The sequence below is a fragment of the Pseudomonas sp. AC016 genome (genome assembly GCF_979253365.1).
The window spans coordinates 482961-496551 of sequence record NZ_CEEDCC010000001.1; the positions used below are offsets into that span (position 1 = coordinate 482961).

Annotated in this window: 11 protein-coding genes; 4 read left to right on the forward strand and 7 right to left on the reverse strand. The window is 60.7% G+C overall.

The window, feature by feature from the left end:
• Nucleotides 1-19: 19 nt before the first annotated feature.
• Nucleotides 20-937, reverse strand: coding sequence for a LysR substrate-binding domain-containing protein (locus AC0IXS_RS01950; RefSeq protein ID WP_471823593.1), 918 nt, complete (start codon nucleotides 935-937; stop codon nucleotides 20-22).
• A gap of 100 nt (nucleotides 938-1037) precedes the next feature.
• Between AC0IXS_RS01950 and AC0IXS_RS01955 the strand changes: the two genes are divergently transcribed.
• On the forward strand, nucleotides 1038-2129 hold the full coding sequence (locus AC0IXS_RS01955; protein WP_471823595.1) for a tartrate dehydrogenase: 1092 nt from the start codon (nucleotides 1038-1040) through the stop codon (nucleotides 2127-2129).
• A gap of 13 nt (nucleotides 2130-2142) precedes the next feature.
• Here AC0IXS_RS01955 and ptrR read toward each other — a convergent pair whose 3' ends face one another.
• Nucleotides 2143-3021: a putrescine utilization regulator PtrR gene (gene ptrR, locus AC0IXS_RS01960; RefSeq protein WP_471823597.1), complete on the reverse strand. Its 879-nt coding sequence runs from the start codon at nucleotides 3019-3021 to the stop codon at nucleotides 2143-2145.
• Nucleotides 3022-3123: 102 nt separating this feature from the next.
• Between ptrR and AC0IXS_RS01965 the strand changes: the two genes are divergently transcribed.
• Nucleotides 3124-4515 (forward strand): aldehyde dehydrogenase family protein, encoded by a 1392-nt coding sequence (locus tag AC0IXS_RS01965; protein ID WP_057410944.1) that lies wholly within the window; start codon nucleotides 3124-3126, stop codon nucleotides 4513-4515.
• 178 nt (nucleotides 4516-4693) lie between these two features.
• On the opposite strand, the gene AC0IXS_RS01970 is transcribed toward AC0IXS_RS01965, so the two are convergent.
• Nucleotides 4694-5278 (reverse strand): flavin reductase family protein, encoded by a 585-nt coding sequence (locus AC0IXS_RS01970; RefSeq protein ID WP_025994055.1) that lies wholly within the window; start codon nucleotides 5276-5278, stop codon nucleotides 4694-4696.
• A gap of 145 nt (nucleotides 5279-5423) precedes the next feature.
• On the opposite strand from AC0IXS_RS01970, the gene AC0IXS_RS01975 reads away from it, so the two are divergent.
• Entirely contained in the window at nucleotides 5424-6047 is a 624-nt protein-coding gene (locus AC0IXS_RS01975) for a nucleotidyltransferase family protein (RefSeq protein WP_057410945.1), read from the forward strand.
• Here AC0IXS_RS01975 and AC0IXS_RS01980 read toward each other — a convergent pair.
• From AC0IXS_RS01980 to AC0IXS_RS01995, 4 genes are read right to left on the reverse strand one after another with little or no spacing between them, the layout of a single operon-like run.
• Nucleotides 6028-6996, reverse strand: coding sequence for an XdhC family protein (locus AC0IXS_RS01980; RefSeq protein WP_122416293.1), 969 nt, complete (start codon nucleotides 6994-6996; stop codon nucleotides 6028-6030). The genes AC0IXS_RS01975 and AC0IXS_RS01980 overlap by 20 nt on opposite strands.
• 2 nt (nucleotides 6997-6998) lie before the next feature.
• Complete coding sequence (locus tag AC0IXS_RS01985) at nucleotides 6999-9215, reverse strand: xanthine dehydrogenase family protein molybdopterin-binding subunit (RefSeq protein ID WP_471823600.1); 2217 nt, start codon at nucleotides 9213-9215, stop codon at nucleotides 6999-7001.
• A gap of 9 nt (nucleotides 9216-9224) precedes the next feature.
• On the reverse strand, nucleotides 9225-10208 hold the full coding sequence (locus AC0IXS_RS01990; protein ID WP_471823602.1) for an FAD binding domain-containing protein: 984 nt from the start codon (nucleotides 10206-10208) through the stop codon (nucleotides 9225-9227).
• Entirely contained in the window at nucleotides 10208-10888 is a 681-nt protein-coding gene (locus AC0IXS_RS01995; RefSeq protein WP_057409648.1) for a (2Fe-2S)-binding protein, read from the reverse strand. The genes AC0IXS_RS01990 and AC0IXS_RS01995 overlap by 1 nt, the downstream gene beginning before the upstream one ends.
• A gap of 988 nt (nucleotides 10889-11876) precedes the next feature.
• Here AC0IXS_RS01995 and mqo point away from each other — a divergent pair.
• On the forward strand, nucleotides 11877-13520 hold the full coding sequence (mqo, locus tag AC0IXS_RS02000; RefSeq protein ID WP_161987336.1) for a malate dehydrogenase (quinone): 1644 nt from the start codon (nucleotides 11877-11879) through the stop codon (nucleotides 13518-13520).
• Nucleotides 13521-13591 lie beyond the last annotated feature (71 nt).

Genomic DNA, 13591 nt, shown 5'->3' on the forward strand with positions numbered 1-13591 from the left:
ATCAACATGACGCTGCCAACTACTGCTCACTCACCCCGACCTGCCCCTGCGCCAGGAACTCACGCAGAAACTCCACCGTGACCCGCACCTTGGCCGAGCGCATCAGTGGCGAGGTGTACACCGCCCAGATGTCCGCCTCCTGACGATAATCTGCCAGCACCTGAACCAGCCGCCCCTCGGCCAGATCATCGCGCACGTCCCACAGTGAGCGCAGTAACACGCCTCTCCCATCAAGGCACCATTGCCGGGCGATCTCGCCGTGGTTGGTCGACAGACTGCCGGTGACCTTGACCGTTTCAGCGCCCTGCGGCCCGTTCAAGTGCCAGATACCGAATGGCCGGTCACGCTCCTTGATGACCAGACAGTCATGGTTGGCCAGTTCTGACAGGCTCATGGGGGCGCCGCGCTGGGCAAGATAGGCCGGGCTGGCACATAACACCCGCCAGTTGCTCGCCAGATGCCGAGCCCGCAGGTGCGGGGCAATTTCGTTGCCAACGCGGATATCCAGATCGACGCCCTCCTCGATCAGATCGATCAACCGGTCCTGAATGTCCAAACGGATGTCCAGCTTCGGGTAGCGCGCCGCCAGTTCCGACAGCGCCGGAGCCACGAACCGGCGACCGAAACCCTGGCTGCTGACCACACGCAGCAGGCCACTGGGCTCGTCGTGCAGCGCCGCAACCTCGTCGCCCATTTGCTGCACCGACTCCAGAATGCCCTTGGCCCATTCGTAGACCCGCTCGCCGTCCTCGGTGATCGACACCTGACGCGTCGAGCGGTGCAGCAGCACAACGCCCATGACCTGCTCCAACAGCCGAATGCGCTTGCTCACGTAAGCCGCAGACATGCTCAGTTCGTTCGCCGCGCCGACAAAGCTGGAGCGTCGCGCAACGTGGATGAACACATTCAGGTCATCGAGGCTGGGGTAATTATTCACGAACCGTGTTCCTTGAATGCATTGAGCCGCTGATTATCTTTGTTTCGTGTGCTTATAGCATAAGCAACCTGAGCAACCCATCCACAGAGAGAGCCTCGCCATGAACAACAAGAAACTGCGCATCGCGGCCATCGCCGGAGACGGTATCGGCCAGGAAGTGCTGCCCGAAGGCGTACGGGTCGTCCAGGCCGCTGCCGCTCGCCATGGCATCGAACTGGAGTTCGAATACTTCGAGTGGGCGAGCTGCGACTATTACCTTGAGCACGGCAAGATGATGCCGGACGACTGGTTCGAGCAGCTAAAAGGCTTCGATTCGATTTTCTTCGGCGCCGTGGGTTGGCCGGACAAGGTGCCAGACCACATTTCGCTGTGGGGCTCGCTGCTCAAGTTTCGCCGCGAGTTCGACCAGTACGCCAACATCCGTCCGGTACGGTTGTTTCCCGGCGTGCCCTGCCCGCTGGCCAATCGCAAGCCCGGCGATATCGACTTCATCGTAGTGCGGGAAAACACCGAGGGCGAATACTCGTCCCTGGGCGGCATCATGTTCGAAAACACCGAAAACGAGTTCGTCCTGCAGGAATCCGTGTTCACCCGCCGTGGCGTCGACCGCATTCTAAAATACGCCTTCGAACTGGCCAGCAAACGTGAACGCAAGCACGTGACATCGGCGACCAAATCCAACGGGATGGCGATCAGCATGCCGTACTGGGACAAACGTACCGAGGCGATGGCCAGTCAGTACCCCGCGATCAGTTGGGACCGGCAGCACATCGACATCCTGTGTGCACGCTTCGTGCTGCAACCGGAACGCTTCGACGTGGTCGTAGCCTCCAACCTGTTCGGTGACATCCTCAGCGACCTCGGCCCTGCTTGCGCGGGCACCATCGGCATCGCACCGTCGGCCAACCTCAACCCGGAACGTAATTTTCCGTCCCTGTTCGAGCCGGTCCACGGTTCGGCTCCGGACATCTTCGGCAAAAACATCGCCAACCCGATTGCCATGATCTGGTCGGGCGCGCTGATGCTGGAGTTTCTGGGTCAGGGTGACGAGCGATTCACCGCAGCACACGACGAGATTGTCGGTTCCATCGAACAGGTCATCGCCAGCGGAAATATTACCCCGGATCTGGGCGGCAAATGCTCGACGCAGGACGTGGGTCAAGCGATCGCCGCCAGGATTTCGAAGGCGTAAACCGGCGAGTCGCTCAAGCCGTCTTGAGCGACTCGCTCTGCGCCTGAACCAGTTCGATAAAGCGCGTCAGACTGCGCGACTCCGTACCACGGCGCCAGATCAGCCAGGTTTGCAGGTAACGGAAGGCTTCCGACATTGGCCAGATACTGACCGTGCTGCAACCGGGCATGCTTTCCAGCATGCTGCGCGGCATCAGCGCCAGACCCGCGCCAGCGCTGACGCAGGCCAGCATGCCGTGGTAGGACTCCATCTCGTGGATCTTGCCCGGCACGGCAGCGTCATCGGTGAACCAGCGCTCGAAATGATGCCGGTACGAACAGTTGGCGCGAAAGGCATAGATATTCTCCCCGCTCACGTCCCGTCCGCGGGTCACTGGCGCGTGTTGCAGCGGCGCGATCACCACCATTTCCTCTTCGAATACGGGTATGCCTTCCAGTGAAGGGTGCAGCACAGGGCCGTCAACGAACGCCGCAACCAGTCGGCCTGCAAGCACGCCGTCGATCATGGTGCCGGAAGGGCCGGTGCTCAGGTCCAGCTCGACCTTGGTGTACTGCTGGTTATAGGCCGCCAGCAACGCTGGAATCCGCACCGCCGCCGTACTTTCCAGCGAGCCGAGTGCAAACGGCCCCTGCGGCTCCTCGCCGGACACTGACAACCGCGCCTCCTGGACCAGATCCAGAATCCGCCGCGTGTAATCGAGAAAATTCCAGCCGGCAGGCGACAGCCGCAACCGGAGCTTTTCACGGATAAACAGCTCGACACCCAGGTCCTGTTCCAGTTGCTTGATGCGCGTGGTCAGGTTGGAAGGCACCCGATGGATATGCTGCGCAGCCGCACTGATGCTGCCGTGCTCGGCAACTGCCTTGAAGATCTCCAGCTGGACCAGATCCACATCATTCTCCAAACGTGAAAGATATGCTAAGTATTATTCAGTTTCGCAGAGCGTGTCACGGGCTTATTCTGGTTTCATTCCCCACCTGAACAGGATGGCGCCATGACTGCTATTTCCAGCAAGACCCATGCAATTTCGACCAATCCCGCCACGGGCGAACAGATCGGTCATTACCCGTTTGCCTCCGATACGGAGCTCGAAAACAGCCTTGCCCGCGCTGCGGCGAGCTTTTCGGTCTGGAAGCGCAAAACCATCGATGAGCGTGCACAGTTGATCATTGCGCTGGGCAAGACCTTGCGTGAAGACGCGAATGCCATCGCGCAGATGATCAGCCAGGAGATGGGCAAGCCCATCAAACAGGCGCTGGGCGAAGTCGAGAAATGTGCCCAATTGTGCGACTGGTACGCAGCGCAAGGCCCCGCAATGCTGGCGGCCGAGCCGACTCTGGTTGAAAACGACAAGGCGCGCATCGAGTACCGCCCACTCGGCCCGATTCTCGCGGTCATGCCGTGGAACTTCCCGATCTGGCAAGTCCTGCGCGGTGCTGTACCGACGTTGCTGGCCGGTAATACCTATGTGCTCAAACACGCCCCCAATGTGATGGGCTGCGCTTACCTGATGCTCGACGCATTCAAGCGCGCTGGCTTTCCCGACGGCGTGTTCGAGGTGATCAACGCGACTCAGGATGGCGTCTCCAGGGCCATTGCCGACCCCCGCATTGCCGCAGTCACGCTGACCGGCAGCGTGCGGGCAGGCCAGGCTATCGGTGCGCAGGCAGGCGCGGCGCTGAAGAAGAGCGTGCTGGAACTCGGCGGCTCCGATCCGTTCATTGTGCTCAATGACGCGGATCTGGATCAGGCCGTGAAAGCTGCGGTCATCGGCCGTTTCCAGAATACCGGGCAGGTATGTGCAGCGGCCAAGCGTCTGATCATCGAAGACGGTGTGGTCGAGGAATTCACCCGCCGGTTCGTTGAGGAAACACGCAAGCTGGTGATCGGCGCCCCGTTGTCGGCCGAGACCTATATCGGTCCGATGGCGCGCTTCGACCTGCGTGACGAGCTGGACGCACAGGTTCAGGCCACATTGGCCGAAGGGGCGACACTGCTGTTGGGCGGCGAACGGATTACAGGTCAGGGCAATTTCTATGCGCCGACAGTGCTCGGTGATGTCACCGACCAGATGACGTCGTTCAAGCAGGAGCTATTCGGCCCGGTCGCCTCGATCATCACCGCCCGCGACGCCCGGCATGCGCTGGAACTGGCCAATGACAGCGACTTCGGCCTGACCGCCACCGTTTACACCCGCAATCTGGAGCTGGCCGAGCAACTGGCGGACGAGCTGGACACCGGCGGTGTGTTCATCAACGGCTACAGCGCCTCAGACCCGCGCGTGACCTTTGGCGGCGTCAAGAAAAGCGGTTACGGACGTGAACTCTCGCACTTTGGCGTGCGCGAATTCACCAATGCCCAGACCGTATGGCGGGATCGTCATTGAAAGGGTTGTTGAACACGCATCTGCGTTGGCGCATGTAGCGGACGCGGAGCGTCCCGAGAGGCATTCACACACGGAGCACTTGTCGTTATACACAAGTCTGTCAAACACTGATCGTGCCCATCGCTCCGCGTGTGCATGCAGCCCGGGACGCTCCGCGTCCCATTTGCAGCAGCAACGCTCAATCCGCTTCTGTTTCCACCACTGCCGCGTCGCCAATGGTGTAGAAATGCCCACCGGCGACGTAGTGCAGGCTGCGCCATTTCGGGTCGGCTGTTTCGAATTCCCAGTGCCCGTCACGGAACACGCGGGTATCCGCCCAGGCACCAACGACTTCGGCGATGAACAGGTCGTAGGTCTGCTCGTTATGGGGCTCCGGGATAACCTTGCAGATAAGCCAGGCCGAACACCCAGCCACCAGCGGCGTGTCGTGCCCTTCGATGCGAAACAGTTCGGCGCCAGCCTTCTCCAGTTTGTCCGGGGTAAAGATCAGGCTCTGGGTGCCCACTTCAAACGTCAGGTTCAACTGGTCGCGATTGGGCACCTGCAGGGCAAAGTAACCGCTGTTTTCCACCAGGCTGCGGGTCTTGGTCATCTTGTCGATCACCAGCGTCACCTTGGGCGGCGAGAAGTCCAGCGCACAGGCCCAGGCTGCGGCCATGACGTTGTGAACGCCATCGTGAGCGGATGACACCAGCACGGTAGGTCCGTGATTGAGCAGGCGGTAGGCCTTTTCCATCTCGACTGGGCGGATATGATTGTCCACGTGAAACCCTCGAAAATGTAAATCTTGTCACTGCAAAAAGGCAGCGGAATCAGGCATTGTGCGTGTCTCACGCGTAGGTCATCGTGTGTCTGAGTGGATGACGAACCGGCCCTGTTCCCTTCACCTTTTTTCAAAAGGCTTCGGATTGACCAGCATAGACAGCCCAATTCCCCAAGTGTTCGCCCTGCTCCTTGCCGCAGGTCGCAGCCGCCGTTTCGATGGCGACAAGCGTCGCGCCACCTTGCCCTGCGGTCGCACTTTGCTGCGCGCAAGCATCGACAACGCCGTGGACGCCTTCAGCGAGGTCTGGGTGGTTGTGAGAGAAGAGGATGATGCGGACTTTCTGGGCGTTCCGCAGCCAGTGAAGGTAGTGCGCAGTCCGCAGGCCGATCTGGGCATGGGACACAGTCTGGCCAGCGGTATCGAGGCACTTATGCCATCTCGCGCCGACGCGGTCGCTGTGCTGTTGGCCGACATGCCGTGGATACAACCCGCCACCCTGCAAGCCCTCGCCCGCATGGCCAACCCAGGACGTATCGCCCTGCCCGGCCATGACGGACAACGCGGGCATCCGGTGATTATCGGGCGTGAATTCTGGCCGTTATTGCTGAACCTGGAAGGCGATCAAGGTGCAAAATCGATCATCAAAAGCCATCCCGAACTGTGCGATGTGCTGGTGTGTGACGATCCCGGCATCCTGCGCGACGCCGATACGCAAGCGGCGCTGGCACTTGCCTGCCGGACGTTCGTCAAAGCTGCTGGCGACTGACGCCGTTGGCTACCCGCAGAATATCTGCCATCACCGCGATAGCGATCTCGGCCGGGGTCTTGCTGCCCAGATTGAGGCCGATGGGCGCATGAATCCGCGCCAGCGCCTCGTCATCCAGTCCGCCAATCCGTGCCAGTCGCTCCTTGCGCTTGCTGCTGGTGCGCATCGAACCCATGGCACCGATATAAAACGCCTCGGTGCGCACGGCTTCAAGCATGGTCAGATCATCCAGCTTGGGATCATGAGTCAGGGCCAGCACAGCCGTTGACGCATGACAGCCGCCTTCGGCAATGAACACCGCAGGCAGCACGTCGCGCACTTCGACACCCGGCATCGAGAAACCGGCCGTGACCTCGATACGAGGGTCACAAACAATGACTTCATAGCCCATGGCAACGGCAAAACTGGCGCAGAATTCGGCCACCGGCGACAGCCCGGCCAACAGCACGCGGTAGACCGCGCCCATGCGGATGCTGATGCGTTCCCCCTCGACCTGCACCCGCGACTCGCCCAACGCAGCCGGACCGGTACTGCGCTGGACACCACCCAGCACGACCTCGCGGCCGATCACCGTGCGTCCGGCAAGGGCCTGTTCCACTGCGGCCAGATGCCGGTCGGTTTCAGGGCTGGGCGTCATGCATTCGATCAATACATCCAGAACACCGCCACACGGCAGCGCCAGAGTCGGTGCCAGACCGCCCTCCCCGTAGCGCACGATCTGGTTGAGCGGCTCGAATTGACCGGCCGTCAACCGCTCCAGAAAGTCCTCTTCCACGCAGCCGCCGGACAGCGATCCGCGATGTTCGCCACTGCTCAACGCCACCAGCATCGCCCCCGGTCCACGCGGAGCGGAACCGAAGGTCGAGAGCACGGTGCAGAGCCACACGGATTTGCCTGTCGCCAGCCAGTCACGCGCCTGCTGAATGACCTGCAAGTCAAGTTGCTTCATCTTTACAACCCTGCCATCAGCTTTTCTTTGGTGATGGGCAAATTGCGCACCCGTTTGCCCGTGGCGTGGTACACGGCATTGGCCACTGCGGCGGCGAGACCGGTCACGCCGATTTCGCCGATGCCACGCGCGCCAAACTCACCGATGTTGTGATCCGGGTAATCGAGCAGAATCACGTCGATTTCGGGCTGGTCCGCATGCACGGGAACCACGTACTCGGCGTAGTTGTTGTTGACCGGCAAACCGGTGCGCGGGTCGTATTCGGCCGCTTCGAACATGGCCATGCCGATGCCCATCACAATCGCGCCCTCCACCTGATTGCGCGCCGCCAGCGGGTTAACCACCTTGCCGACGTCGATGGCACTGACCACTCGCGAGACACGCAGGCTGGAGATGCCCGGATCCCAACGCACCTCGACAAAATGCACACCAAACGAGCGGAACGAGAACTTGTCGGAAGATTGCATGCCGCTCTGGAAATTGCCTTCGGCACGTGACAGACGCTGACCTTTCAGGACGTCGACAAAACTGACGCGTTGCTCACCGGACACCAGTTGACCGTTTTCGACCTTGATCGAATCAACCTGCCGACCTGCAAAGGCCGCATTCTTGCCCACCGAATACTGACGAAGCTTCTGCAACGCTTCGCGCGTGGCACCGGCAATTGCCGGCATCACACTGGCGGTAACCCAGGAACCGCCAGACACCGGACCTGCCGGAAACGATGAGCTGCCCAGCTCCACTTCAACGCGCTCCATCGGGATGCCGGTGAGCTGGCTGACAGTCTGGGCGATGATGGTGTACGTACCGGTGCCGATGTCCTGTAAGCCGCACTGCGCCAGGGCGGTGCCGTCGGAGCGCAGGATCACGCGTGCATCGGTCGGCACCTGAAAGGCCTCCCAGTTGCAGGCACCCATGCCGTAACCGATGATCTCATCGCCGTCGCGCATCGAGCCAACCTCGGCCTTGCGCGCCTGCCAGCCGAAACGCTCGGCCGCCTGATCAATGGCTTCCGGCAAGTGATTGCTGGACCACGGCAGGCCCTGACTCTGGTCCATCTCCGACAGATTCAGCTTGCGAAACGCCAGCGGGTCCATGCCGTTGGCCAGCGCCAGCTCGTCGATAGCCGACTCCAGCGCAAACAGGCCCGGTGCAGCGCCAGGCGCACGCATCGAGGTCGGCGTACCGCGATTGACCGCAGCAATTCGGTGACTGACCAGCACGTTGTCGCAGCCGTACAGGCTCTTGGTCACACCGCCACAGGTTTCGGTGTAGTCGTCGAGCGTCGAAGTGCTGTTGAAGGACTCGTGACGGATCGAGACCAGTTTGCCGTTCGCATCGCTGGCCAGACGCAGTCGCTGCCGCGTTTCCGGGCGATGGCCGACCGTGGTGAACATTTGCGCGCGGGGCAATACCAACTGGACCGGACGTTGGGTCACCTTTGACGCTGCACAGGCGGCGACCGAATGCGGCCAAGGCCACAGCTTGCCACCGAACCCGGAACCAATGAACGGCGCACGCACCTCGACACGGTCCGGCGGCAGGTCGAATACGTTTGCCAGCAGATTGCGATGGTTCACGACACCTTGCGTGCTTTCATACACATAGAGCTTGCCGTCTTGCCACCATGCGGTGCTTGCGTGCATCTCCATCGGGTTATGCACTTCGACCGGGGTGGTGTAGGTCTGATCAACCTTTCTGCTCGCGGCGAGGAACGCCCCGTCCGGGTTGCCACGCGTATGCCCGGCACCGCCGTCGCGAGCGCCATTCTTGCGCAGCGCTTCCTGCAAATCCTTGACCGGCTTGTTCTCCTGATAGTCGACCTTGACCCGATGAGCCGCAGCCCTGGCCTGCTCAAAACTTTCGGCCACGACCAGCGCCACGAACTGGCCTGGGTAATAGACCCGGTCATCCTCGAACGGCAGGCGATGCTCATCGGCCTTGCTCGCCGATAACAGCGTCGCAAAACTGAACGCCGTTTCAGGCGTACGGTGCAACTCGGGAAAATGGCCGTGATGGAAAACTTCGACCACGCCGGGCATCTTGCGCGCGTCCTGATCGTTGACCGCGAGTATCCGGCCACTGCCGATAGTGCTGTAGACGCCGTAAGCGTACAGCATGTCTTTCATGGGATGGTCGGCCGCATAACGCGCCTCGCCACTGACTTTCTTGCCGCCGTCGATACGACGCTGCGGGATGCCGATAATCTGTTCGCTCATGGAAAATTCCTACGCCGTTAGGTCACGAAGATTGCGGACGATGACCTGCTCACCCAGCGGGATCTTGAAGGCGTTGTGTTCGTAGGCTTTGGAGCCTTTCATGGCCAAGGCAGCCACCCTGGCGAAGGTGTCCATGTCGGCACGCTGACCGATCAGAGCACGCTCGGCCTCGACAGCGCGCCATGGCTTGGTGCCCACGCCGCCCAGCGCGATGCGCGCATCGATGACACGTTTGCCGTCCGTCACCACGATGATCGCGCTGGAGGCCAGGGCGAACTGATACGAGGTGCGGTCACGCAGCTTCAGATAACCGGAACGACTGCCCGACAGCGGCGCGTCGAGGGTCACGTGGGTGACCAGTTCATGAGGCGCCAGCGCATGCTCACGTTCAGGTGTGCTGCCCGGCAGCAAGTGGAAGTCGGCGAAAGGAATGTCCCGGCTGCCACTCGGCCCCTGCACGGTGACCTGCGCGCCCACTGCCGCCATGCCCACGCACATGTCCGAAGGATGGGTCGCGATGCAGTGATCGCTGGTGCCCAGTACGGCGTGCACGCTGCGGTTCATCCCGCCGATGGCTGCGCAGCCTGAGCCCGGCTCACGCTTGTTGCAGGCCGAGATCCCGTCGCGAAAGTACGGGCAACGCACGCGCTGCATGAGGTTGCCCGCCGTGGTGGCCTTGTTGCGCAGTTGCGTGGAAGCACCTGCCAGCAGAGCTTGCGACAGGACCGGATAGCGCTCCCGGACCAGAGGATGACTGGCCAGCGCCGTATTGCTGACCAGAGCGCCGATGCGCAGACGGCCGTCCGGCAGCGATTCGATCTGCTTGAGTGCCAGGTGATTGATATCCACCAGTTGCCCGGGTTGCATGATGTCGAGCTTGACCAGGTCCAGCAGCGTCGTGCCGCCTGCCAGATAGAAACGCTCACCCTCGCCTGAAGCCGTACTGACGGCCTGTGCAGGTGTGGTGGCCTTTGCATAATCGAAGGTTCTCATCAGACCGTTCCCCCTGCCTTCGGCATCTTCGAGCGCGCCGACTGCACCGCCGACAGAATGTTCTTGTAGGCCCCGCAGCGGCAGATGTTGCCGCTCATGGCTTCGCGGACGCTGGCGTCGTCGGAGGGGATATTCGGGTCGTTGAGAATCGCCACGGCGCTCATGATCTGGCCCGAGGTGCAATAACCGCACTGATAGGCATCGTGTTCCCAGAAGGCTTCCTGCACCGGGTGCAGCGTGCCGTTTTCGGCGAGTCCTTCGATAGTGGTGATACTGTCGCCGTCGTGCTGAATGGCAATCGACAGGCAGGAGTTGATGGCTACCCCGTTGACCAGCAGCGTGCATGCCCCGCACTGGCCGTGATCACAGCCTTTCTTGGTACCGGTCAGTTGCAGGCGGTCACGCAGAACATCAAGGAGGACGGCATTGGCCGGTACGTTCAGCGCGTGAGTCTGGCCATTGACCTTCAATTGAATGCGGTGCTCGCCGACGCCGGGGGCGTCAGTGTCTTCCACCATGACCGGCGCGGGCGCAGGCGCGGCCTGCAGCATCCCGTCGGCAGGTATCCAGGTCGACAGGGTCGCGGCGGCGATTCCGGACGCTCCGAACTTCAGAAAATTGCGTCGTGAAGGCTGCACGGCGTCGGCGACAGTTCCTTTGTGCGGCTTGGTATCACTCATCAGAATCACCTTGTCATAGCCGTCACTGCTGTGAAGTGGCGGGCGTTATTTATTGTGCTGGGCGTGGTGGTGTGGCGAGGGCTGGTTCAGGTCCCTTCAACGCATGCAGTCCCGGCAGACACGTGCCGGGAGCGTCATGGCATTACGGTTGGCATATGTCTTTAACTGACTGACACGCTGAAAGTTCAACGTTTTGCTCGAGGTTCAGGTCAGGCAGCTGTTGCGGGATGTTTACGGACCATGGTCTCTGGCGCACGACGTTCAGGACGAGCATCGCCGGGACATTCATTGGCCGAGTCATGACCTTAGCACCCGACTCAACGGAGCATTAGCTGCCGCGCGTTACTTGAAGTCATGAGGAATGCTCATCAATCGTCGGCATTGAACCTGCACGACCTCGGCCGGGCTGGTATGCGGCGGGTTATGAGCGGAACGGGGGGGCAAATGACCATGCCGTATTTCGGCCAGAACACGGTTTCGGGTCAAGGTTATGGCGGGCGTGACGATAAAGGCTGGACACGCCTTGTTTCGTTTGGTCGGGCGTAAGCATGTCGGTGTGTAGATAACACCTCGCGTAGACACCTGACAATATGCGAAAATGCCGCGTCTTGCCGATATGGCACCATGGCGTGCCGTCTCGGACGAGCACAAAAAATACGCCTCAGAGCGTGTCTCCATGACCCCCATGCGGCGTCCAAGACTCCGTGAACAGGCTGATCAGATGCGCATTGCGCAATACGACGGGATTTGTTTCCCGATGTTGCGTTGCATCAATTGGCACATGTCGCTTCATGACGCTGAATCCAACGACGATAAGAAGCCAGCGCAGTAGGACATAAAGTGAGGTCTTGAGCAGTATTGTATTGGCCTTGTATGTCCACCTCTAGCCCCTGATGGTGCGGGCGTTTGTCGCATGCCTTGCGGTGTACGCAGAATCCGGATCCCCCAGGAGCTGTCGGCGGATGGCATTTATCAAATGGATTACAGCATGTTGAAGAAAGTGAACACGGCCCTTCTGGGTCTGGCGATGTCGCTCGGGATGATGCCCGCGCACTCCGCCGAAGCCAAGAAAGTAGATGTACTGATGGTCGGCGGCGGCATCATGAGCGCCACCCTGGCAGTCTGGCTCAACGAACTCGAGCCGAGCTGGTCGATGGAAATGGTCGAGCGCCTCGATGGCGTGGCCGAAGAAAGCTCCAACGGCTGGAACAACGCCGGTACCGGTCACTCCGCCCTGGCCGAGCTGAACTACACCCCGGAAGACAAGAACGGCAACGTCGACATCGCCAAGGCCATCGAGATCAACGAAGCGTTCCAGATCTCGCGTCAATTCTGGTCCTGGCAGGTCAAGACCGGCGTTCTGAAGAACCCGCGTTCGTTCATCAACTCCACGCCGCACATGAGCTTCGTGTGGGGCGACGACAACATCAAGTTCCTGCGCAAGCGTTACGCAGCACTGCAAACGAGCCCGCTGTTCAGTGGCATGCAGTACTCCGAAGACCACGAGCAGATCAAGAAGTGGGTTCCATTGATGATGGAAGGTCGTGACCCGGCGCAGAAGCTGGCCGTGACCTGGAGCCCGATTGGCACCGACGTGAACTTCGGCGAGATCACCCGCCAGTTCGTCGCCAACCTGCAGACCAAATCCAACTTCGATCTGAAACTGTCGAGTGAAGTCCAGGACATCACCCGCAATGACGACGGCAGCTGGCGCGTCAAGTACAAGAACCTGAAAGACGGTACCGAAACCGAGACCGATGCCAAGTTCCTGTTCATCGGCGCAGGCGGTGCCGCACTGCACTTGCTGCAGGAGTCGGGCATTCCTGAAGCCAAGGAATACGGCGGCTTCCCGGTCGGCGGTTCGTGGCTGGTGACCGAGAACCCTACCCTGGCCATGCAACACATGGGCAAGGCTTACGGTATCGCGTCCACTGGCGCGCCACCCATGTCGGTTCCGCACCTGGACACCCGTGTTCTGGACGGCAAGCGCGTGATCCTGTTTGGCCCATTCGCGACCTTCTCCACGAAGTTCCTGAAAAACGGTTCTTACCTGGACCTGCTGACCAGCACCACCACGCATAACGTGTGGCCAATGACCCGCGTCGGTATCGCTCAGTACCCACTGATCGAATACCTGGCTGGCCAGGTCATGATGTCCGATGATGACCGTTTTGCTGCCCTGCAGCAGTACTTCCCGAACGCCAAGAAAGAAGACTGGCGCCTGATGCAGGCCGGTCAGCGCGTTCAGATCATCAAGCGTGACGAAGAGAAAGGCGGCGTCCTGAAACTGGGTACCGAAATCGTTGCTTCCAAGGACGGCTCCATTGCCGGTCTGCTGGGTGCTTCGCCAGGTGCTTCGACGGCTGCTCCGATCATGCTCGGCGTGCTTGAGAAAGTGTTCAAGGACAAGGTAGCGACTCCGGCCTGGCAGGAAAAACTGCACCAGATCGTTCCAAGCTACGGCACCAAGCTGAACGAAAACCCGGATCGCGTTGCACAGGAATGGGCCTACACCGCCGAAACCCTGCAACTGACCCCACCGCCACCTGTGAACAAGGCAACAGCTGCTGCACCTGCTGCCAAGCCTGCAGAGAAGCGTGAAAGCAACCCTGCCAGTGACATGGCGCTGTAAGGCCCTCAAGCCTGAAGCAAGGACCTGTCGGATCTGATCTGGCAGGGCTGACCCGATGTCACCCTCGACAC

Excerpts from the sequence above, each read along its gene's own strand:
- AC0IXS_RS01985 (WP_471823600.1), bottom strand. The coding sequence starts at position 9,215 with ATGAGCGAACAGATTATCGGCATCCCGCAGCGTCGTATCGACGGCGGC.
- AC0IXS_RS01990 (WP_471823602.1), bottom strand. The coding sequence starts at position 10,208 with ATGAGAACCTTCGATTATGCAAAGGCCACCACACCTGCACAGGCCGTC.
- AC0IXS_RS01995 (WP_057409648.1), bottom strand. The coding sequence starts at position 10,888 with ATGAGTGATACCAAGCCGCACAAAGGAACTGTCGCCGACGCCGTGCAG.
- AC0IXS_RS01965 (WP_057410944.1), top strand. The coding sequence starts at position 3,124 with ATGACTGCTATTTCCAGCAAGACCCATGCAATTTCGACCAATCCCGCC.
- mqo (WP_161987336.1), top strand. The coding sequence starts at position 11,877 with ATGTTGAAGAAAGTGAACACGGCCCTTCTGGGTCTGGCGATGTCGCTC.
- AC0IXS_RS01955 (WP_471823595.1), top strand. The coding sequence starts at position 1,038 with ATGAACAACAAGAAACTGCGCATCGCGGCCATCGCCGGAGACGGTATC.
- AC0IXS_RS01980 (WP_122416293.1), bottom strand. The coding sequence starts at position 6,996 with ATGAAGCAACTTGACTTGCAGGTCATTCAGCAGGCGCGTGACTGGCTG.